The sequence below is a fragment of the Klenkia soli genome, from assembly GCF_900103975.1.
GTDB classification, from domain to species: Bacteria; Actinomycetota; Actinomycetes; order Mycobacteriales; family Geodermatophilaceae; genus Klenkia; species Klenkia soli.
Genome location: NZ_FNIR01000006.1, coordinates 1 through 20,206, shown reverse-complemented (window position 1 = coordinate 20,206; position 20,206 = coordinate 1). Strand labels below are relative to the sequence as shown.

23 protein-coding genes and 1 pseudogene are annotated in these 20,206 nt (G+C 74.1%); 9 read left to right on the top strand and 15 right to left on the bottom strand.

The window, feature by feature from the left end:
* The first annotated feature begins 120 nt into the window (after positions 1–120).
* Entirely contained in the window at positions 121–2,805 is a 2,685-nt protein-coding gene (locus BLS67_RS24725; RefSeq protein ID WP_091244333.1) for a glycosyltransferase, read from the top strand.
* Positions 2,802–3,395, top strand: a complete 594-nt coding sequence (locus BLS67_RS10330; protein WP_091244330.1) for a hypothetical protein — start codon at positions 2,802–2,804, stop codon at positions 3,393–3,395. Before BLS67_RS24725 ends, BLS67_RS10330 begins: the two co-directional genes overlap by 4 nt.
* On the opposite strand, the gene rdgB is transcribed toward BLS67_RS10330, so the two are convergent.
* Together rdgB and rph are read right to left on the bottom strand one after the other, a co-directional pair.
* The gene (gene rdgB, locus BLS67_RS10325) at positions 3,392–3,997 is read right to left on the bottom strand and encodes an RdgB/HAM1 family non-canonical purine NTP pyrophosphatase (protein ID WP_091244327.1); all 606 of its coding nucleotides are present in this window, start codon (positions 3,995–3,997) and stop codon (positions 3,392–3,394) included. The two genes, BLS67_RS10330 and rdgB, sit on opposite strands and share 4 nt — an antisense overlap.
* Positions 3,994–4,716, bottom strand: coding sequence for a ribonuclease PH (gene rph, locus BLS67_RS10320; RefSeq protein WP_091244324.1), 723 nt, complete (start codon positions 4,714–4,716; stop codon positions 3,994–3,996). The genes rdgB and rph overlap by 4 nt, the downstream gene beginning before the upstream one ends.
* A 496-nt stretch (positions 4,717–5,212) precedes the next feature.
* Here rph and BLS67_RS10315 point away from each other — a divergent pair, with 496 nt between their 5' ends.
* Genes BLS67_RS10315 through gndA form a run of 4 tightly spaced genes read left to right on the top strand, consistent with a single transcriptional unit; the run spans position 5,213 to position 7,965 of the window.
* Complete coding sequence (locus BLS67_RS10315; protein WP_091244320.1) at positions 5,213–5,548, top strand: DUF4337 family protein; 336 nt, start codon at positions 5,213–5,215, stop codon at positions 5,546–5,548.
* 18 nt (positions 5,549–5,566) lie between these two features.
* Positions 5,567–5,971: a YjbQ family protein gene (locus BLS67_RS10310; RefSeq protein WP_091244317.1), complete on the top strand. Its 405-nt coding sequence runs from the start codon at positions 5,567–5,569 to the stop codon at positions 5,969–5,971.
* A 41-nt stretch (positions 5,972–6,012) separates the two neighbouring features.
* Positions 6,013–6,498 (top strand): thioredoxin-dependent thiol peroxidase, encoded by a 486-nt coding sequence (gene bcp / locus BLS67_RS10305; protein WP_091244314.1) that lies wholly within the window; start codon positions 6,013–6,015, stop codon positions 6,496–6,498.
* Between the two features lie 30 nt (positions 6,499–6,528).
* A complete protein-coding gene (gene gndA, locus BLS67_RS10300) occupies positions 6,529–7,965 on the top strand; it encodes an NADP-dependent phosphogluconate dehydrogenase (RefSeq protein ID WP_091244312.1) in 1,437 nt (478 codons plus the stop codon).
* Positions 7,966–8,041: 76 nt separating this feature from the next.
* On the opposite strand, the gene BLS67_RS10295 is transcribed toward gndA, so the two are convergent.
* The 9 genes from BLS67_RS10295 to BLS67_RS10255 all read right to left on the bottom strand — a co-directional run bounded on the left by BLS67_RS10295 (position 8,042) and on the right by BLS67_RS10255 (position 15,402).
* Positions 8,042–9,901, bottom strand: a complete 1,860-nt coding sequence (locus tag BLS67_RS10295) for an HNH endonuclease signature motif containing protein (protein ID WP_091244309.1) — start codon at positions 9,899–9,901, stop codon at positions 8,042–8,044.
* Positions 9,902–10,039: 138 nt separating this feature from the next.
* Positions 10,040–10,414 carry a hypothetical protein gene (locus tag BLS67_RS10290; RefSeq protein ID WP_091244306.1) on the bottom strand — a complete coding sequence of 125 codons (375 nt, stop codon included), beginning with the start codon at positions 10,412–10,414 and terminating at the stop codon, positions 10,040–10,042.
* Positions 10,411–11,370, bottom strand: coding sequence for a DNA polymerase domain-containing protein (locus tag BLS67_RS10285; RefSeq protein WP_091244303.1), 960 nt, complete (start codon positions 11,368–11,370; stop codon positions 10,411–10,413). Before BLS67_RS10285 ends, BLS67_RS10290 begins: the two co-directional genes overlap by 4 nt.
* Positions 11,370–12,110, bottom strand: coding sequence for an MBL fold metallo-hydrolase (locus BLS67_RS10280; RefSeq protein ID WP_091244300.1), 741 nt, complete (start codon positions 12,108–12,110; stop codon positions 11,370–11,372). The genes BLS67_RS10285 and BLS67_RS10280 overlap by 1 nt, the downstream gene beginning before the upstream one ends.
* On the bottom strand, positions 12,107–12,913 hold the full coding sequence (gene murI, locus BLS67_RS10275; RefSeq protein ID WP_091244296.1) for a glutamate racemase: 807 nt from the start codon (positions 12,911–12,913) through the stop codon (positions 12,107–12,109). The genes BLS67_RS10280 and murI overlap by 4 nt, the downstream gene beginning before the upstream one ends.
* Before the next feature lie 11 nt (positions 12,914–12,924).
* Entirely contained in the window at positions 12,925–13,605 is a 681-nt protein-coding gene (locus tag BLS67_RS10270; protein ID WP_207500473.1) for an HAD-IA family hydrolase, read from the bottom strand.
* Complete coding sequence (locus BLS67_RS10265) at positions 13,602–14,552, bottom strand: PLP-dependent cysteine synthase family protein (protein WP_091244293.1); 951 nt, start codon at positions 14,550–14,552, stop codon at positions 13,602–13,604. Before BLS67_RS10265 ends, BLS67_RS10270 begins: the two co-directional genes overlap by 4 nt.
* A 4-nt stretch (positions 14,553–14,556) precedes the next feature.
* A complete protein-coding gene (locus BLS67_RS10260) occupies positions 14,557–14,832 on the bottom strand; it encodes a MoaD/ThiS family protein (protein WP_091244289.1) in 276 nt (91 codons plus the stop codon).
* A 96-nt stretch (positions 14,833–14,928) separates the two neighbouring features.
* Positions 14,929–15,402 carry a M67 family metallopeptidase gene (locus BLS67_RS10255; protein WP_091244286.1) on the bottom strand — a complete coding sequence of 158 codons (474 nt, stop codon included), beginning with the start codon at positions 15,400–15,402 and terminating at the stop codon, positions 14,929–14,931.
* A 94-nt stretch (positions 15,403–15,496) separates the two neighbouring features.
* On the opposite strand from BLS67_RS10255, the gene BLS67_RS10250 reads away from it, so the two are divergent.
* Positions 15,497–15,856, top strand: coding sequence for a hypothetical protein (locus BLS67_RS10250; protein WP_091244283.1), 360 nt, complete (start codon positions 15,497–15,499; stop codon positions 15,854–15,856).
* Here BLS67_RS10250 and BLS67_RS10245 read toward each other — a convergent pair.
* Together BLS67_RS10245 and clpS are read right to left on the bottom strand one after the other, a co-directional pair.
* Complete coding sequence (locus tag BLS67_RS10245; RefSeq protein ID WP_091244281.1) at positions 15,795–16,274, bottom strand: DUF2017 family protein; 480 nt, start codon at positions 16,272–16,274, stop codon at positions 15,795–15,797. The two genes, BLS67_RS10250 and BLS67_RS10245, sit on opposite strands and share 62 nt — an antisense overlap.
* Positions 16,271–16,567, bottom strand: a complete 297-nt coding sequence (clpS, locus tag BLS67_RS10240; RefSeq protein ID WP_207500471.1) for an ATP-dependent Clp protease adapter ClpS — start codon at positions 16,565–16,567, stop codon at positions 16,271–16,273. The genes BLS67_RS10245 and clpS overlap by 4 nt, the downstream gene beginning before the upstream one ends.
* 25 nt (positions 16,568–16,592) lie before the next feature.
* On the opposite strand from clpS, the gene BLS67_RS10235 reads away from it, so the two are divergent.
* A complete protein-coding gene (locus BLS67_RS10235; RefSeq protein WP_091244276.1) occupies positions 16,593–17,876 on the top strand; it encodes a nicotinate phosphoribosyltransferase in 1,284 nt (427 codons plus the stop codon).
* Complete coding sequence (locus BLS67_RS10230; RefSeq protein WP_091244275.1) at positions 17,873–18,451, top strand: isochorismatase family protein; 579 nt, start codon at positions 17,873–17,875, stop codon at positions 18,449–18,451. The genes BLS67_RS10235 and BLS67_RS10230 overlap by 4 nt, the downstream gene beginning before the upstream one ends.
* Here the strand turns inward: BLS67_RS10230 and serB are convergent.
* Together serB and BLS67_RS10220 are read right to left on the bottom strand one after the other, a co-directional pair.
* Complete coding sequence (gene serB, locus BLS67_RS10225; protein ID WP_242653970.1) at positions 18,448–19,680, bottom strand: phosphoserine phosphatase SerB; 1,233 nt, start codon at positions 19,678–19,680, stop codon at positions 18,448–18,450. The two genes, BLS67_RS10230 and serB, sit on opposite strands and share 4 nt — an antisense overlap.
* A gap of 116 nt (positions 19,681–19,796) precedes the next feature.
* A pseudogene (locus tag BLS67_RS10220) lies at positions 19,797–20,206 on the bottom strand (cytochrome ubiquinol oxidase subunit I); the annotation flags it as partial.

Sequence of the window (20,206 nt, the reverse complement as noted above, 5' to 3'; positions counted from 1 at the left end):
CGGGTGACCCCGCTCGGGTGAGGTGCCGGCGCTGCCGAAGGCCCTCGTGTGACCAGTGGCCTGCAGCAGAGCCCGGTCGGGCGACATCCGGACCCGACCGCCGTCGGTGCACGCCCCGCGGTGGCCGAGCGACGGCTGGGTGACGTCCTCCTCGAGACCGGCGTCATCACCCCCGAGCAGCTGACCGAGGGCCTGGCCCAGGCCCGCCGGATCAGCGAGCCGCTGGGCTCGGTGCTGCTGGCCAAGCAGTGGATCACCCGCCGTCAGCTCTACGTCGCCCTCGCCGACGTGTGGGGCACCGAGATGGCCTTCGTCGACCCGGTCGAGGTCGACCCCGACCTCGCCCAGCTCTTCCCCTACCCCCAGCTGGCCCGCGAGATGTGGGTCCCGCTGCGCACCGAGCGCACCGACGACGGCGAGCTGCAGGTCGTCGTCGCGTCCTCGGGCCGGCCCAACGAGCACATCGAGCAGGAGGTCCGCGAGCGCACCGGCATCCACCGGGTGCACCAGCTGGTCACCACCGACTGGGACGTCCAGCGCGCCCTGCGCACCGTGTGGCGCGAGGAGGTCGTGCACGAGGCGGTGTCCTCGCTGGCCGAGCGCCGGCCCGAGGAGTCCGCCTCCACCGTCTTCACCTGGCCGCAGGTGGCCAGCGCCGTCGTGGCCGCGGTCGCCGTGGTCGTCGGGCTGGTGCTCGACTTCCCCACCACGGTCGTCGTCCTGCTCGGGATCATCAACGTCACCATCGGCCTCGCGGTCGGCGCGAAGGCGGTGATCAGCACCGTGGGCACCGCTTCGGAGACCGTCGAGCAGGTCACCGACGAGGAGGTCGCGGCGCTCACCGACGCCGAGCTGCCGCACTACACGATCCTGGTCCCGGTCTACAAGGAGGCCGGGATCGTCGGCCTGCTGATGCGCAACCTGTCGTCGCTGGACTACCCCCGCGAGAAGCTGGAGATCCTGCTCCTGCTGGAGGAGGACGACCCGGAGACCCTGCAGGCCGCCCTCGCCGCCGCCCCGCCGGACATCGTGCGCATCCTGGTCGTGCCGCACTCGATGCCGAAGACCAAGCCGCGTGCGTGCAACGTCGGGCTGTCCTTCGCCCGCGGTGACCTGGTGGTCATCTACGACGCCGAGGACCGCCCCGACCCCGACCAGCTCAAGAAGTCCGTCGTCGCGTTCGCCAAGGGCGGTCAGGACCTGGTCTGCGTGCAGGCTGCGCTGAACTACTTCAACGCCGAGGAGAACCTGCTCACCCGCATGTTCACCCTCGAGTACTCGTCGTGGTTCGACTACACGCTGCCCGGCCTCGACGCGATGCGGCTGCCGATCCCCCTGGGCGGCACCAGCAACCACTTCCGGGCCGACATGCTGCGCGAGCTCGGTGGGTGGGACCCCTTCAACGTCACCGAGGACGCCGACCTGGGCGTGCGCGCCTCGGCCCGCGGCGGCCGCGTGGCGGTGGTCAACTCGACCACCTACGAAGAGGCCAACATGGCCGTCGGCAACTGGCTCCGCCAGCGCAGCCGGTGGATCAAGGGCTACATGCAGACGTTCCTGGTGCACAGCCGGCACCCGCTGAAGCTGGTCCGGGCCATCGGCCTGCGGCAGACGATCGGGTTCCTGCTGACCATCGGCGGCACGCCGGCCACGTTCCTGCTGACCCCGATCCTGTGGGTGCTGTTCATCCTGTACCTGGCCTTCCCCCGCCAGTTCAGCCCGGCGCTGCCGCCGTGGCTGGAGTACGTCAGCCTGGCCAACCTGCTCATCGGCAACGGCCTGATCGTGTACCTCAGCCTGCTGGCCGGCTTCAAGCGGCGCAGCTACGGCCTGGTCGCGTACGCGCTGCTGTCGCCGCTGTACTGGATGCTGCACTCGATCGCCTCCTACAAGGCGGCCTGGCAGCTGGTCACGAAGCCCTTCTACTGGGAGAAGACCCAGCACGGGCTCACCAGCCACACCCAGGACGACGAGCCGGTCGACGACCCCGCGCTGACCCGGCCGGCGGAGGCCTCCCCCGCCGTGGCCTCCCCCGCCGTGGCCTCCCCCGCCGTCGCCGCCGCCCCGGCCGGTCCCGCCCCGGTCGCGTCCACCCACCAGCGGGTGCCCGCCGCCGTGGCGCTGGCCGAGCTCGCCGGCGCCGCCGTCCGGTCCGACCAGCCCGATCCCCACCCGCTGCCCGCCCCCGAGCCCGACCCCACGGAGGACCCGATGCCACCCCTGGACCTCGACGACCTCGCCGCGCTGCAGGCCGAGCTCGAGGTGCTCGACGAACGCGACCTGATCGCCGAGCTGGCCCCGACGCGGGTGTCGCCTCGTCCGGTCCCCCGGGTCGCCCCGCCGACGGGTGTGCACCCCGCTGCCCTCCCGGTGCCCCGGGTGGTCGCGCCGCCGGTCACCGCGATGCCCGTGCCGCCGGTGGTCCCGCCCCCGACCGGTCCGACGACCGACCCCGGACCGACCACCCGGCCCCCGGTCCGTCGGCTGCCCCCGGTGCCCGCACCGGTCGACCGCCCGGTCCGCCGGACAGGCCCGCTGCCGGACCTCCTCCCGACCAGGGACGCCGCCGAGACGGCCGCGGTCGACGAGGCCACCCCGGCTCGGGCGGTGCACACCCGTCCCCCGGTGCCCGGGATGACGGTCGTGCGGGTGCTGCCCACGGTGCCGGCCGTCGCGGCCGGCGACCTGGGCACCCGGGTCGCACGCGGACCGCGGCACGCCGCCCTGCCCCCGGCCGGCGAACCGGTCGGTCGTGGCCTGCTGTCCTGGGCCGTCGACGGCACCACGGACGGGGCCGGCCGGTGAACGCCGTCGTCGACGACCTGCCGACCGCCGATGCGGGCCGGCCGGGACCGGTGGCGGAGGGCCCCCGCGACCCGATCCGGATCCCGATGAGCTCGGTGCTGCTGGTCACCGTCGCGGTGCTGGTCGTCGAGCTGGTGACCGGCCTGCTCACCCGCACCGACCTGCACCTGCTCTGGCTGGGCATGAGCGTCTCGGCGGCCGTGCTCTTCGGGCTGGTCTTCTCCCTCGGCGCGATCACCATCGCCGGCTTCGCCGCCGGGGCCGCGTCCGCCGGGGTCGTCGTGCTCGAGCCCGGTCACCTCGTGACCGTGCTGCTCGTGCTCGTGGTCACGGCCGTGGTCTGCGGGCTCGCCCCCGGGTGGGCCCGGGTCGAGGCCTGGCAGGCCGTGCGCTCGACCCCGTTGAGCGCCCGCGAGGAGGGTGCCGTCGCGCAGGTCCCCCTGGTGCAGCAGCAGCGGGCGTCGCTGCCTTCGCGGCTGCGGGTGCGCTGGCGCAGCGACCGCGTGTTCGCGGCGTTCCTGGTGCTGGCCTTCCCGCCGGTGTTCGTCACCGCCGCGATCGCCTTCGTCACCTGGACCGAGAACCGCTAACCGCCCAGCAGCTCCTGCACGACGGGCAGGAGGGCGGCGAAGGCCTGGCCGCGGTGGCTGACCGCGTCCTTCTCGGCCGCGTCGAGCTCGGCCGAGGTGCGGTCGAGACCGTCGGGCAGGAACACCGGGTCGTAGCCGAACCCGTTGGTCCCCCGCGGCTCGTGGACGACGACCCCGCGCCACTCGCGGCGCAGCACCCGCTCGGTGCCGTCGGGCAGCACGAGCGCCGCGGCGCAGACGAACCCCGCCCCGCGGCGGTCGTCGGGCACGTCGGCGAGCTGGCCGAGCAGCAGGGCCGTGTTGGCGGGGTCGTCGCCGTGCCGGCCCGACCAGCGCGCGGACAGGATCCCCGGCATGCCGTTCAGGGCGTCGACGGCGATGCCGGAGTCGTCGGCGACCGAGGGCAGGCCGGTGTACCGCACCGCTTCCCGCGCCTTGAGCAGCGCGTTCTCCTCGAAGGTCGCGCCGGTCTCGGGCGCCTCCGGGTACTCGGGGACGTCGCGCAGCCCGAGCACCTCGACCCCGGGGACCGCGGTGGCCAGCAGCCGCTGCAGCTCGGCGAGCTTGCCGGCGTTGCGGGTGGCCAGCAGGAGCTGGGTCACCGGCCCAGCGCCTGCGCCTGGGCGCGTGCCAGGTCGGCGCACCCGGCCACGGCGAGGTCGAGCAGCTGGTCCAGCGTCGCGCGGTCGAACACCGCGCCCTCGGCCGTCCCCTGCACCTCGACGAACCCGCCGTCCCCGGTGCAGACGACGTTCATGTCGGTGCCGGCCCGCACGTCCTCCTCGTAGGCGAGGTCCAGGCGGGGCTCGCCGTCGATCACCCCCACGCTCACCGCGGCCACCGACTGCACCAGCGGCTCCTTCTTCGCGAGCTTGCCGCGCTCGCCCAGGTGGGCGACGGCGTCGGCCAGGGCCACGTAGGCGCCGGTGATGGCCGCGGTGCGGGTGCCGCCGTCGGCCTGCAGCACGTCGCAGTCCAGCGCGATAGAGTTCTCGCCGAGCGCGGAGAGGTCGATCGCCGCCCGCAGCGAGCGGCCGATGAGCCGGCTGATCTCGTGCGTGCGGCCGCCGACCTTGCCCTTGACCGACTCGCGGTCGTTGCGGGTGTGGGTGGCCCGCGGCAGCATCGCGTACTCGGCGGTCACCCAGCCCAGGCCCGACCCCCGGCGCCAGCGCGGCACGCCCTCGGTGACGCTGGCGGCGCACAGCACGCGGGTGCGGCCGAACTCGACCAGCACCGACCCCTCGGCGTGGTCGAGCCAGTTGCGGGTGATGGTCACCGGACGGAGCTGGTCGGCCGCACGGCCGTCGGGGCGGGTCACGTGGGACGAGGGTAGTGGGCCGGGGCGGGAGCGGTCCCCCGCGGCGTCCCTGTGCGCGAGCCATGGCCCGGCTGCGCCCCCCGGGCCACCCAGCCGGTTACCGTCCGCGCGCCCGCGTCGGACCGCCCGACGCACCGCGCCGAGAACGAGGCCGACCGACCGATGTCCCAGCACGCCGACCAGACCGACGACGTGACCCCCGCCCGAGACCGCCGAGACCCCGGCGGAGCGCAAGCACCGGTTCCTCGAGCTCGGCGCCGCCCTCGTCCTGGGCCTGGCGGCCACCGCCACCGCGTTCGCCGCCTACGAGAGCGGCTCCCTGGGCGGCGACGCCATCGCCGGCTACAGCGAGGCCAACAACCTCACCAGCCAGGCGGCCGACGTCTACGGCGACGCCAACGGCCAGTTCAACTACGACCGCGGGCTGTTCCTCACCTACGCGGGCTACCTGGTCACCGGGGACACCGAGACCGCCGACGTCTTCCGCGACCAGTTCATGAGCGAGAACCTGCAGACCACCATCGACTGGTACGACCAGACCGGCGACGAGGTCACCGACCCCTTCGACACCGACGCCGGGTCGCCCTACGCGCTGGAGGAGTACGCGCAGGGCAACGACCTCACCGAGCAGTCCGAGAGCGTGTTCGCCGCGGCCCGGGCCGCCGACGAGCAGGGCGGGCAGTTCGACGTCGCCACCGTGTTCCTGGCGCTGTCGCTGTTCTTCGCCGGCATCGCGTCGGTGTTCAAGAGCCTGGTCCCGCAGGCCGTGATGCTCGGCGTGGGCACCGTCGGGCTGGTGGTCGGGCTGGTGCAGCTGATCGTCGCGCTGTAGCCGGGGCACGATGGGGCCATGCGATCGGAACTGCGCCAGGTGCGCACCGGCGGGGTGCCCGTCGTCGTCGACCTGACCGACGAGTGCGCCGCCTTCGTCCGCGCCGAGGGCGACGGGCTGCTCCAGGTGTTCGTGCCGCACGCGACCGCCGGCATCGCGATCATCGAGACCGGTGCCGGCAGCGACGACGACCTCCTGGCGCAGCTGGACGTCCTGCTGCCCACGGACGGTCGGTGGCGGCACCGGCACGGCTCACCCGGGCACGGCCGGGACCACGTGCTGCCGGCGTTCGTCCCGCCGCACGCCACCGTCCCCGTGCTCGAGGGCCGGCTGGCGCTGGGCACCTGGCAGCGGATCTGCTTCGTCGACACCAACGGGGACAACCCGACCCGGCACGTGCGGTTCAGCTTCCTGCCGGGCTGACCGCGCGTGGGTCCCGTCGGCCGGTCTGCCACCATGCCCGCATGACCGAGAGCGCCGCCGCGACCCGCCTGTCCCCCGGTGACCAGGCTCCGGACTTCACGCTGCCCGACGCCGACGGCACCCCGGTGTCGCTGAGCTCGTACCGCGGTCGCCGGGTCGTCGTCTACTGCTACCCGGCGGCGTTGACCCCGGGGTGCACCACCCAGGCGGTCGACTTCACCGCCGCGGCCGGCGAGTTCGCCGAGGCCGGGCTGGACATCATCGGCATCTCGCCGGACGCGCCGGACAAGCTCGGCCGCTTCCGCGAGCAGGAGTCGCTGTCGATCACCCTGGTCTCCGACCAGGACAAGGCGGTGCTGGGCGCCTACGGGGCGTTCGGGCCGAAGAAGCTGTACGGCAAGGAGGTCGTCGGGGTCATCCGGTCGACCTTCGTGCTCGACGCCGAGGGCAAGGTGGAGCGGGCGGCCTACAACGTCAAGGCCACCGGCCACGTGGCCAAGCTGCGGCGCGACCTGGGTCTCGGTTAGCCCGACGACCGGTAGGGCACAACCTGTCCCATGAGTGGACAGATCGGGGTCACCGGCCTCGCGACCATGGGAGCCAACCTCGCCCGCAACCTGGCCCGGCACGGGCACCAGGTCGTGGTGCACAACCGCACGCAGGCGAAGACCGATGCGCTGCTGGAGGCGCACGGCGACGAGGGCGACTTCGTGCCCGTCGGCTCGCCGCAGGAGCTGGTCGACGCCCTCGAGCAGCCCCGGAAGATCATCGTCATGGTGGCGGCCGGCGACCCCACCGACGCGGTGATCGACGAGATCGCCCCGCTGCTGGCCGAGGGCGACGTCCTGGTGGACGGCGGCAACGCCCGGTTCACGGACACGATCCGCCGCACCGAGGCCCTCTCCGGGCGGGGCATCCACTTCGTCGGCTGCGGCATCAGCGGCGGCGAGGAGGGCGCGCTCGAGGGGCCCAGCATCATGCCCGGTGGGTCCGACGAGGCCTACGCGATCATCGGTCCGCTGCTCGAGGACATCTCCGCGCACGTGGACGGCGAGCCGTGCTGCACGCACGTGGGCACCGACGGCGCCGGGCACTTCGTGAAGATGGTGCACAACGGCATCGAGTACGCCGACATGCAGCTCATCGCCGAGGCCTATGACCTGCTGCGCCAGGGGCTGGGCATGACGCCGGCCGAGATCGGGGACGTGTTCGCCACCTGGAACGAGGGCGACCTGCAGTCCTACCTGATCGAGATCACCGCCGAGGTGCTGCGGCACACCGACGAGAAGACCGGCCAGCCGTTCGTGGACGTCGTGCTGGACGAGGCCGAGCAGAAGGGCACCGGCCGCTGGACCGTGCAGTCGGCGCTGGACCTGGGCACCCCGGTGTCCGGGATCGCCGAGGCCGTCTTCGCCCGCGCGCTGTCCGGGCACGTGGACCAGCGGCACGCCGCGCAGAAGGTGCTGCCGGGCCCGGGCCGCGACTGGGACGACCAGGTCGCCGACCGCGACGGGTTCGTCGAGAGCGTGCGGCAGGCGCTGTACGCGGCGAAGGTGGTCGCCTACTCGCAGGGCTTCGACCAGATCGCGAAGGGCGCCGAGGAGCACGGCTGGGACGTCGACCGAGGTGCGCTCGCCGCGATCTGGCGGGACGGCTGCATCATCCGGGCCGCCTTCCTGGACCGGGTGCGGCAGGTCTTCGCCGACGAGCCCGACCTCACCACCCTGCTGACCAACGAGTACTTCCGGGACGCCGTCGCCGACGCCCAGGAGGGCTGGCGCCAGGTCGTGGCCGGCGCCGCCCGGCACGGGGTGCCGGCCCCGGGCTTCGCCAGCGCGCTGGCCTACTACGACGGCCTGCGCGCCGAGCGCTCCCCCGCCGCGCTCATCCAGGGCCTGCGCGACCGGTTCGGTTCGCACTCCTACAAGCGCGTCGACGCCGAGGGCTCCTTCCACACGATGTGGTCGGAGGACCGCCGCGAGGTCGACGCCTGATCCCGCCGGGCCGCGCCGGTCGTCGCACGGTCGACCGGCGCGGCCCGTCTGCTCGCCGCGACCCGCATGCCGATCCTCAGAACGGTGGTGGGTCGGCGGCGGGGTCGTGGAGCGGTGCCGGTTCGGTGATGAGGTCGAGGACCTCGCCCATGGCCGGTGGCCTGGTCGTGCGGGTGGTGCCGCCCGGGGTGGTGACGCGCAGGGTGCCGTCGGCGTCCACGACGAACCGCCAGCCAGGGGAGTGGGTCTTCAGGCGGTGGTGTCGCCGGCACAGCATGGCCAGGTTCCGGACACAGGTGGGCCCGCCCGCGGTGGGGTTGTGGTGGTCGTAGGGGACGACGTGGTCGGCGTCGCAGGCCCGGGCGACCTGACGGCAGCCGGGGAACCGGCACGCCCGGTCACGGGCGCGCAGGTACCGGTACTGCGCCGCGGTCGGGGTGTACCCGGTTGCCGCCGGCGGTGGCCCGACCCCGCGGCCGGCCTCGGCCGCGGCGGTCAGTTCCTCGGGGGTGGCCACGGCCAGCAGCCGACCGCCCCGGCCGGTGATGGTGAAGGCGAGCTCACCGCCGCCGTCGGGGTGGGTGAGCCCCAACGCGTCGATCCAGGTGAGCAGGGACCGGACCGCGGTCGGGGTGACCGGCAGCCCGCCCACGTGCCCGACCTGCGCACCCCCGGCAGCCAGCAACCCGCCGGCGGGCAGACCGGTCCCGTCGCCGGGCAGACCGATCCCGTCGTCGGGCGGACCGGTCCCGTCGTCGGGCGGACCGGTCCTCGCTGATGACGCCTCAGGGCGCCTGAGCTCGGAGGTGTCGGCGGCAGTCGCGCCCTCGGTTGAGACATCCCCGGCAGCCTCGACCGCGGTCTCGGCCGGGGCATCGGCGCTGGCCTCGGGCTTGGCCTCGGCATCGGCCTTGTCGTCGGTGTCGGCTTCGGTCTTGGTTCCGGGGTCGTCCCCGGCCCCGGCGGCGGCGCTGCGGGCTTCTGCGTGGGCTTGAGCGATGAGGCCGCTGAGGTCGGGGACCAGCAGGTCGGCCAGGTCGGCGTTGACCGTCAGGTGTGCGATCGCGGGGTTCAGCTGCTCCCACGGCCGGGTCAGCAACGTGACGACCAGCTCGGTCTCGATCTCCCCGGACGGGCGGGTGTCCCCGTCGGCCTTCAGCTTCCGCACGAACGCACCCAGCTGGGCCTTCACCAGCTTGGCGTCGGCGGCCTCCAGGTTCGTCGCCCGCAGATCGGCCAGCCCGTCGCCGGTTCCCTGCACCCGCACCCCGGCCTCCCGCTTGCGCAGCGTCTTCCGCCGGTCAGCAGCCTCGGGATCGGCCGCGATCAGCGCGGCGTCGATCCGCTCCTTCAGCGTGGTGGGTGGGCACCCGGCCGCTGCCCACTCCACCCCGCGGGCGGCGATCGCGTCGATCACCGCGTCGTCGACCGGCCCACCCCACGAGGCGGCCTGGTAGCGCAGGGCCTTCACGACCACCTTCGCCCGCGCCTCGTCGATCCGGCCGTCGGCCAACGCATGCCACACCACCGGGAACTGCCGCACAAGCGCCAGGTCGTCGTCCACGAGGTACCGGGCCGAGGCCACCGACATGTTCACCAGGACGGCCACCTCGTCGGGCAGGAAGTCATCCGCCGCCTGCAGCGACGGGTCATCGACATCGGCGTCCGGGCGGGTGTCGGTGCGAGCACCAGGTGCGAACGGCAACGGGTGCTGAGCCCCCTGGGTGGCCTTGCGCTCCACCAGACCGGCCCGGTACGCCGCCAGCGCCGACATCTGCCGGTGCACCGACGCGAGTTCGGCGTCCAGCTCGGCACCCTCCAGACCTGCCGCGACGGCCAGGCCGGTCAGCCGCGGCAGCACCGTCGGACCCTCCGCGCGGGACGCGGCACGGCGCGGGGTGATCTCCACCCAGAACCGCTCCGCCGTCACCGTCATGGGCTCACTCCACCAGAGGGGTACGACATTTCCGGGCCCGTGAACAGGCCGCTGAGCAGGTCATGTTCGGTCACCGGCCGCCTGCGCACGGTCAAGCCTGCTCAGCGCTCCAGCACCGCGAAGGCGTTCTCGGGCCGGTCAGCGCCGGAGCGCCCCGACCAGGCGCCGGCACACCCACGCGCCGACACCGGTGCCGACCGCCACCAGCACGGCACCCACCGGCCACAGCCCGTCGCCGTCCGGCGCGGTCGCGGCGGACACCGACCAGGCCACCGTGAACACCACCGGGACGACGGCGACCAACCACGCCGGGCCCCGCCACGACGCGGCCAGCCCCAGCAGCAGGAGGAGCACCCCCACCAGCACCACCTGCCAGACCGCGTAGGGCCCCGAGACCTGGCCGGTCGTCGCATCGACGTCGTACCCGGTGTCCCACCCGAGGACGGCGAGGTGGAACGCCGCGGTCAGCACGGCCAGCAGGGCAGCGGCCACCGCCGTGGGCAGCCGCCTCACCGACCCTCCTCGGCCGCCTTCTTGCGGCGCTTGCCCTCGTGCATCGCGGCGACCCGGGCGACCGGGATGGTGTGGCCCTCGGCGACCAGGTCGGCCGGCAGCGTCTGCGGCTCCGGCAGCGCATCCGCCCACGGGTCGCCGGAGATCCGGTCGGCGGCATCGGTGACGGTGAGCCCGCGTGGGGTGGCCCCGTCGAGGTCGTCCCAGCCGACCGGCGCCGAGATCGGCAGGCCGGGTCGGGCACGGGGTGAGTAGGCGACGGCGATCGTGCCGCGACCCGATCGGGTGGAGTCCACGAACACCCGCTCGCCGCGCTCGGCCACCACGTACTCCACGGTCGCCAGCGCAGGGTCCAGGGCCGCGGTCCGGGAGGCCAGCGCCCGGGTGGCCGCGGCGACGTCCTCGTGGGAGGACCCGTGCACCGGGACGACGAGGTGCAGCCCGCTGGACCCGGTGGTCTTCACCGCCGCGGCCAGCCCCGCGTCGGCCAGCGCCCGGCGGGCCAACCGGGCCACCGCCACCACCGCCGCGAAGTCGCCGTCCTCGGGCGGGTCGAGGTCGAGGACCAGCCCGGTGGGCTCGGCGAAGGCGCCGTCGACCACCGGCGAGAACGGCACGTGCAGCTCGACCGCCCGCTGGTTGGCCAGCCACAGCAGGGTTCGGCGGTCCTCGGCCAGCACCTGGTGCACCTCGCGCCGCGTGCGGTCGGACCACGTGGCCACCGTGCGCACCCAGTCGGGCGCGCCCTTGGGGATGTCCCGCTGCACGAACGCCGCGGCGCCGGGCCGGATGCGGACCATGGTCAGCGGCCGGCCTGCCAGCAGCGGCACCAGTCGGTCGGCGAACGCGTCGTAGTGGTCGAGCAGTGCCCGCTTGGTCACCCCGAGCCCGTCGCCGACCTCGGCGTCCAGCGAGGAGAACGTGACGCCGTCGCGTTCCTCCCGGGCGGGCGCCATCAGACCTCGTACACCGCGAGCGGGCCGACGAGCTCGGTCGCCGGGAAGACCGCACGGGCGTCGGCCAGCTGGGCCTGCGGGTCCACCCAGGAGGGCACGTGGGTGAGCAGCAACCGGCCCACCCCGGCATCCCGGGCGTGCTCCCCGGCCTCGCGGCCGGTGAGGTGGAGATCCGGCGGCAGGCCGGGGACGTCGGGGTGCGCCGCCTCGGCCAGCAGCAGGTCGGCGCCGCGGGCCAGCTCGACGACCGCCGGGCAGACCCCGGTGTCGCCGGTGTAGACCAGCGACCGGCCGCCTGCGGTGAGCCGGAAGGCGTAGCACTCGACCGGGTGCGCGGTGCGTGCCGTCTCGACCCGGAAGGGCCCGAGCTCCCACGACCCCGGGCCGATGCCGAACACCTCGAAGACGTCGTCGATCGGCCCGTCGGACAGGTCGTAGGCCAGCCGCAGCCGCCGGTCGGCGCCCACCGGTGCGTACAGCGGAACCGGCCCGCGGGTGGTCAGCCCCGAGTACCGGCGCCAGACCACGAACGGGGCGACGTCCAGGCAGTGGTCGGCGTGCAGGTGGGACAGCAGGACGGCGTCCACGTCGTCCGGGGGCAGCACCTTCTGCAGCGTGCCGAACGCCCCGCTGCCCAGGTCCAGCACCAACCGGTGGCCCTCGTGCTCGACGAGGTAGCAGGAGGCGGGCGAGTCGGGCCCCGGACCCGAGCCGGAGCAGCCGACGACGGTGAGCCTCATGCCGCCACCACGGTGTCGACCACCGGGCCGAGGAACCGCCGGCCCAGCCGGGCGAAGGGCTCGGGGTCGCCCGTGGCCAGGAAGGCGTGCCGCGGGGGCAGCGCGTCGTCGGGCCGGAGCAGGTCGGCACCGGTGAGCACCCGGTAGACGTCCTGGGCGGTCTCCTCGGCGCTGGACACCAGCGTCACCTCCGGGCCGAGCACCAGCGACAGCACGCCGGTCAGCAGCGGGTAGTGGGTGCAGCCCAGCACGACGGTGTCGACGTCGGCGGCCAGCAGCGGCTCGAGGTAGGACTGCGCCAGCCCCAGCAGCTGACGGCCGCTGGTGACCCCGCGCTCGACGAAGTCCACGAAGCTCGGGCAGGCGGCGCTGGTCACCGTGATGTGCGGGGCGGCGGCGAATGCGTCGGCGTAGGCCCCGGAGGTGACCGTGGCGGTCGTGCCGATGACCCCGACCCGGCCGCTGCGGGTGGCGGCGGTCGCGCGCCGGACCGCCGGCAGCACGACCTCCACCACCGGGACGTCGTACCGCTCGCGGGCGTCGCGCAGGCAGGCCGCGCTGGCCGAGTTGCAGGCCACCACCAGCATCTTCACGCCGGCCTCGACCAGGTCGTCCATGACGGCCAGGGAGTGCCGGCGGACCTCGGCGATGGGCAGCGGTCCGTAGGGCCCGTTGCGGGTGTCCCCGACGTACCGGACCGCCTCGTGCGGCAGCTGGTCGAGGATCGCCCGGACGACGGTCAACCCGCCCACCCCGGAGTCGAACACCCCGAGGGGCGCGTCGGCGCTCGGTGCGGTCCCCATCGGGGGGAAGGCTAGTGCCCCGTGGGCCCGCGCAGCACGGTGGCCGCGGGCAGCAGCAGGCCGTCACCGGCCCAGCGGACCCCGGCCAGGTCGCGGACGACGACCGGTGCGGCGCTGTCCAGGGCCTCCTCGCCGATGCCGAGCACGGGGCTGCCGGCGGCCAGCCCCGCCGCGATCCCGCTCGGGCTGTCCTCGAGGACCAGGGCGTGCGCCGGGTCCAGGCCCAGACCTGCGGCCGCGGCCAGGTAGCCGGCCGGGTCGGGCTTGCCGGCCGCGACGTCGTCGGCGGTGACGAAGACCTCGGGCACGGGGATGCCGGCGGCCCGCAGCCGGGCGGTGGCCAGGGTGCGGGTGCCGGAGGTGACGACGGCCCACGACCCCGGCGGCAGCGACGCCAGCAGCGCGGGGACGCCGGCCATCGCGGCCACGACGTCGGCGTCCTCGATCTCGAAGTCCTCGATGAGCTGCGCACCGGCGGCCCGCTGCCCCTCGGGGAGCAGCAGCGCCACGGTGTCGACGGCGCGGCGACCGTGCACGATCGAGAGCGCCTGGTGGGGCTCGAGGTCGTGCGCGTGGGCCCAGCGGGTCCACGCGCTCTCGACGGCGGCCAGCGAGTCGACCAGCACCCCGTCGTTGTCGAACAGCAGCCCCCGGGCCGGGACGTGCAGGTCAGGATCAAGCTCGGCAGTCACGCCCACAGCTGGCCCTCCAGGGCGGCGGTGGCCTCGTCGAGGGTGCCCGCGTAGGCGCCGGTGGACAGGTACTTCCAGCCGCCGTCGCAGACGATGAAGCAGATGTCGGCCCTGCGCCCGGCGGCCACCTCCTTGTCGGCGATGCCCAGCGCGGCGTGCAGGATCGCGCCGGTCGAGATGCCGGCGAAGATGCCCTCGCGCTCGACGAGCTGGCGGGTGCGGTGCACGGCGTCGTCCGGGCCGACGGAGAACCGGCCGTCGAGCATGGCCGGGTCGTAGAGCTCGGGGATGAACCCCTCGTCGATGTTGCGCAGCCCGTAGACCAGCTCGCCGTAGCGCGGCTCGGCGGCGATCACCTGGACGCCGGGCTTGTGCTCGCGCAGGTACCGACCCACGCCCATGAGCGTGCCGGTGGTGCCCAGGCCAGCCACGAAGTGCGTGATGGAGGGCAGGTCGGCGACGATCTCGGGCCCGGTGCCGGTGTAGTGCGCCTCGGCGTTGGCCGGGTTGCCGTACTGGTAGAGCATCACCCAGTCGGGGTTGGCCGCGGCCAGCTCCTTGGCCTGCGCCACCGCCTGGTTGCTGCCGCCGGCGGCGGGCGAGCTGATGATCCGCGCGCCGTACATCTCCAGCAGCTGGCGCCGCTCGACCGAGGTGTTCTCGGGCATGACGCAGATCAGCCGGTACCCGCGCTGCCGGGCGACCATGGCCAGCGAGATGCCGGTGTTGCCGCTGGTCGGCTCGAGGATGGTCGACCCGGCCTGCAGCCGGCCCTCCTTCTCGGCGGCCTCGATCATCGCGATCGCCGCACGGTCCTTGATCGAACCGGTCGGGTTGTGGTCCTCGAGCTTGGCCCAGAGCCGGACGTCGGCCGTCGGGGACAGTGACGGCAGCCCCACCAGGGGCGTGCCGCCGAGGGAGTCGACGAGGGAGGCGAACCGGGCCATCGGGTCAGCCGCCGGCGACCGCGGGCAGGATGGTGACGGAGTCGCCGTCCTTGAGGGCGGTGTCCAGGGCGCCGGTGAAGCGGACGTCCTCGTCGTTGACGTAGACGTTGACGAAGCGGTGCAGCTTGCCCTCGTCGGTGACCAGGCGGCCCTTGATGCCGGGGTGCTGGCCGTCGATGTCGTCGACCAGCGCCGACAGCGTCTCGCCCGAGCCGGTGACGACCTTGTTGCCGCCGGTGTGGGTGCGCAGGATGGTGGGGATCCGGACCTCGATGGCCATGGTGGTGCCTTTCGTGGGGTGGGGTCACCTCGCGCAGCAGGCAGCGAGGGTGGTCTCTACGGGAGCGAACGGTCAGCGCGTGACCGGCATTCCGGTTCAGTCGTAGACGACGGTGGTGGGCGAGTGCCCGAACAGGTAGGACTCGACGACGTCGACGTCCTCCTCGGTGACGACGCCGTCGACGATCCGGAAGCTGCGGAACTCGACGACGTCGCCGACCAGCCCGGTCTGGTCGCCGTGCTCGCGGGTGGAGACCAGCACGTAGTGCGCGAACGGCTCGGACGCGTAGCTGATGTCGGTGCGCGAGGGGTGGGCCTCGGTGGCGGTGTGGGAGTGGTAGACGACCACGGGGACCTCGTCCCGGTCGTCCATCTCGCGGTACAGCCGCAGCAGGTCACCGCTGTCGAACTCGTAGAACGTGGGCGACCGCGCAGCGTTCAGCATCGGGATGAACCGCTCGGGGCGGTCGCTGCCCTCGGGACCGGCCACGACGCCGCAGGCCTCGTCCGGGTGGTCACGCCGGGCGTGCGCGACGATCGCGTCGTAGGACGCCCGGTCGATGCGCAGCACGCCGGGCAGTCTACGGCCCGCACACCCCTCCTCGGCACACGGTGGCCGGGGCCGGGGTCGCGCAGACGGTACGGTCCCGGATCGTGGTGCGCTCGTGGTGATCCAGGTCCTGATGGCCGTCGTCGTCGCGCTGGTGGCGCTGCCCGCTCTGGTGGTCGGCGGTCGCCGGCTCACCCGGCGCGGTCCGCGCAGCCTGCGCACGGTCGGCGGCAGCCGCTCGGAGTTCGTGGTCGTGGTCGTCGGCCGCACCCTGGGGCTGCTGCTGATCCTGGCGCTGTCGGCCCTGGTGCTGGTCGCCACGATCGGGGCCGTGGTCCGCGACCTCCACGACCTGCCGAGCCTGGTCTACGTGGCGTTCGTGCTGGACCTGCTGCTCGCCGCCCTGGTCGTGCTCACGTCCGGCGGGCCCCGCCGGCCACGAACGCGTCGACGAGCGAGCCCTGCACCGCGGTGAGCCACTGGTAGACCGACATCTCCTGCGACGGGTCGTCGGGGTCGGGCGGTCCGGTCTGCGCCGTGATGCCCATCCGGGTGCCCAGGGCAAGCCGGAGGTCGTTGGTCGTGCGCAGCCAGGCGCGGGCCTGGTCGTCGTCCAACCGGACGCCCCCGCCGTCGGGCACCGAGGCCCGGACGAGCGCGAGGTCGCCGGTCTTGCCCTCGCGCAGCGACGACTCGGTGAGGTCGCGGTAGTCCGCGGCGATGTCGGCGTCGGAAGCGTGGCCGGCCGGGAACAGCCGCTCGCGGACGGTGTCGCCGGGGGCGTCGTCGGCCAGCACCTGCTCGAGCTGGTCGAGCAGCAGCGTGAGCACCTGGCACTCGGCGGGCGACAGCCAGGCGTCGACGTGGTCGCCCTGCCGGCGGAACGGCCTCATGAGTCCTTCTGGTAGGTGGCCCACAGGCCGTAGGCGTGCAGCCGGCTGGTGTCGTGCTCCATCTTCTCGCGCGGGCCGGAGCTCACGACCGCCTTGCCCTCGTGGTGCACCTGGAGCATGAGCGTGGTCGCCTTCTGCTCGTCGTAGCCGAAGAGGTCCTGGAGCACGAAGGTCACGTAGGTCATCAGGTTGACCGGGTCGTCCCAGACCACCGTCACCCACGGGCGGTCGAGCTCGTGCTCGGCATCCGTGGTGGTCTCGGTCGTCCGCTCGGGCGCCATCGGTCCGGCCACGCAGCCCACTCTAGGCTCCCCTCCCATGTCCTCCAGCCCGGTGTTGCTGACCGACCGGTACGAGCTGACCATGGTGGCCGCCGCGCTCGCCGACGGCACCGCCGACCGGGACTGCGTGTTCGAGGTGTTCGCCCGCCGGCTCCCCCACGGCCGGCGGTACGGCGTGCTCGCCGGCACGGGCCGGCTGCTGGAGGCGCTGGCCGACTTCCGGTTCGGGGACGACGACCTGGCCGCCGTGCGGGCCCAGGGCATCACCGACCCGACCCTGCTGGCCTGGCTGGCCGACGTCGAGTTCACCGGGGACGTCGACGGCTACGCCGAGGGCGAGTTCTACTTCCCCGGCTCCCCCGTGCTCACCGTGCGCGCACCGTTCGGCCAGGCGGTGCTGCTGGAGACGCTGGTGCTGTCGGTCCTCAACCACGACAGCGCGATCGCCTCGGCCGCCACCCGGATGATCGGCGCCGCCGGGGGTCGACCCTGCATCGAGATGGGGTCCCGCCGCACCCACGAGGAGGCCGCGGTCGCCGCGGCGCGGGCGGCGTGGTTGGTCGGGTTCGGCTCGACCTCCAACCTGGCCGCCGGCGCCCGCTACGGCGTGCCCACGGCGGGCACCAGCGCGCACGCCTTCACCCTGCTGCACGACGACGAGGCCGCCGCCTTCCGCGCCCAGGTCGACACCCTGGGCACCGGGACGACGCTGCTCGTGGACACCTACGACACGCTGCAGGGCATCCGCACGGCGATCGAGGTGGCCGGCCCCGAGCTGGGCGCGGTCCGGCTGGACTCCGGTGACCTGGGCTCGCTGGCGGTGCAGGCCCGGGAGCTGCTGGACTCCCTCGGCGCCCACCGCACCCGGGTCACGGTCACCAGCGACCTCGACGAGCACGCCATCGCCGCCCTGGCCGCCGCCCCCGTCGACGGCTACGGGGTGGGCACCTCCCTGGTCACCGGCTCGGGCTCCCCCACCGCCGGCATGGTCTACAAGCTGGTCGAGCGGGACGGCGTCCCGGTGGCCAAGACCGCCGAGGGCAAGCGGTCGGTGGGCGGCCGCAAGTCCGCCGTCCGGCGGCACGACGCCGCCGGCACCGCCACCGCCGAGGTGGTCGTGCCCGGCGACGTCGCCCGCCTGGACGGCGACCGCGACCTGCTGGTCCCCCTCGTCCGGGCCGGCCGACCCGTCGCCGACCTCGACCCGGTGGCCTGGCTGCGCGCCGCCCGCGACCACCACGAGCAGGTGCGGACGACGATGCCGCCCGAGGCGTGGTCGCTGTCCCGGGGCGAGCCGGCGATCGATACGGTCGACGCGTGACCAAGGCGCTGATCGTGGTGGACGTGCAGAACGACTTCTGCGAGGGCGGCAGCCTGGCCGTGGCCGGCGGCGCCGCGGTGGCCCGGGCCATCACCGCCCACGCCGGGCAGGGGCTCGAGCGCGGCGAGTACGCGCACGTCGTCGCCACCCGCGACCACCACGTCGACCCCGGCGACCACTTCTCCGACACCCCGGACTTCACCGACACCTGGCCGCGGCACTGCGTCGTCGGCACCTCCGGCGTGGAGCTGCACCCCGACCTCGACCGCGGCACCCTGCGGGCGGTCTTCGACAAGGGCGAGCACGCCGCCGCCTACTCGGGCTTCGAGGGTTCGTCCGATGGCGTCGGCCTGGCCGACTGGCTCCGCCGGCACGACGTCGACGAGGTCGACGTCGTGGGCATCGCCACCGACCACTGCGTCCGCGCCACCGCCCTCGACGCCGTGGACAACGGTTTCACCACCCGCGTCCTCCTCCCCCTCACCGCCGGCGTCGCCGAGCAGACCACCCGGACCGCCCTCGACCAGCTGGCCGCCGCAGGCGTGCACCTGGAGGGCGAACCGCAGCACTTCTAGCCGGCGTCGAGGACCTCGTCGCGGGTGAACCCGAGCACCTGCAGCACGGCGTCCAGGTAGGGCTGGTTCAGGGCGGTGTGCGCCTGCTCCCGCACGAAGGGCTTGGCGTTGAACGCGATGCCCAGCCCGGCGGTGGTCAGCATGTCCAGGTCGTTGGCGCCGTCGCCGACGGCCACGGTCTGGTCCAGGGGGATGCCGTGCTCCGCGGCGAACCGGGCCAGCGCCCGGGCCTTGCCCGGGCGGTCGACGATCTCGCCGACCAGGCCGCCGGTGAGGACGCCGTCGGCGACCTCCAGGGTGTTCGCCGCGGCGAAGTCCAGCCCCAGCGAGGCCGCCAGCGGGTCGGTGATCTGCGTGAACCCGCCGGAGACGATCCCGCAGCGGAACCCGAGCCGCTGCAGCGTGCGGATCAACGTGCGGGCACCCGGGGTGAGGACCAGGTGCTCGCGCACCTCGTCGAGCACCCCGACCGGGAGCCCCGCCAGGGCCGCCACCCGGGCCCGCAACGACTGCTCGAAGTCCAGCTCGCCGTTCATCGCCGCGGCGGTGATGCGGGCGACCTCGGCCGCCCGACCGGCCCGGGCCGCCAGCTCGTCGATGACCTCGCCGCGGACCAGCGTCGAGTCGACGTCCAGCACGATCAGCCGCTTGCTGCGCCGGGCCAGCCCGACCTGCTCGACGGCGATGTCCGCGCCGGTGGCCGCGGCGACCGCGCCCAGGGCGGCCCGCAGCGCGGCGGCCTCGGCGCCGGACACCGTGAGCTCGAAGCTGGTCACCGGGTAGTCGGACAACCGGCGGATGGCGTCGATGTTGCCGCCGACGTCGGCGATCGCCCGGGCGGCGCCGCCGACGGCGTCCGGCGGGACCGGCCGGCCCAGCACGATCACGTGGTGCCGGCGCACGCCGTCGGCGGCCAGTCCGCTGGCCCCGGCCGCCGGCTCCACCTCGACGTGCACCCCGGTGGCCGCGCCGACCTGCGCGGCCAGCGGTGCCAGCCGCGCGACCAGGACGTCGTCGTCGGTGCTGCCGTGCTCGTGGACCACGACGCCGAGCACCAGCTGGCCGTGCACCACCACCTGCTCGACGTCGGCCACCTCCAGGGCGGGCAGCTCGGCGAGGGCGGCGAACAGCCGGGCGGTCACACCCGGCCGGTCGGCCCCGGTGATCGTCAGCAGGGCCCCGGCGTGCGGGACATCGGTCACGGGGGCGTCCTGCACGGGGCCGGTCACGGCGGACATGGTGCCCGACGCCGCGGTGCGGTCCCGCACACACCCCGGGCACGACGACGCCCCGCGGGCCGGTGGCCTGCGGGGCGTCGTCGTGCGGTGCTGGGGTGCTGCCCGGATCAGAACGGGTCGGGGTCGGTCGCGCCCTGACGCTTGCCGGTGCCGTCGAGGATCTCGCTGGCGTAGGGGCCGTGCTTCTTGCCGGCGTGGGCTTCGGCTTCGAGGCGGTCGCGCAGGTGGGGGTAGTGCAGCTCGAAGGCGGGGCGTTCGGAGCGGATGCGGGGGATCTCGATGAAGTTGTGCCGCGGCGGGGGGCTGGAGGTGGCCCATTCCAGGGAGTTGCCGTGGCCCCAGGGGTCATCGCGCAGGGCGAGCTGCCCGTACTTCCAGGACTTCACCACGTTGTACAGGAACGGGATGGTGGAGGCCCCGAGGATGAAGGACCCGATGGTGGAGATCGTGTTCAGCGTGGTGAACCCGTCCGTGGGCAGGTAGTCGGCGTAGCGGCGGGGCATGCCCTCGTTGCCCA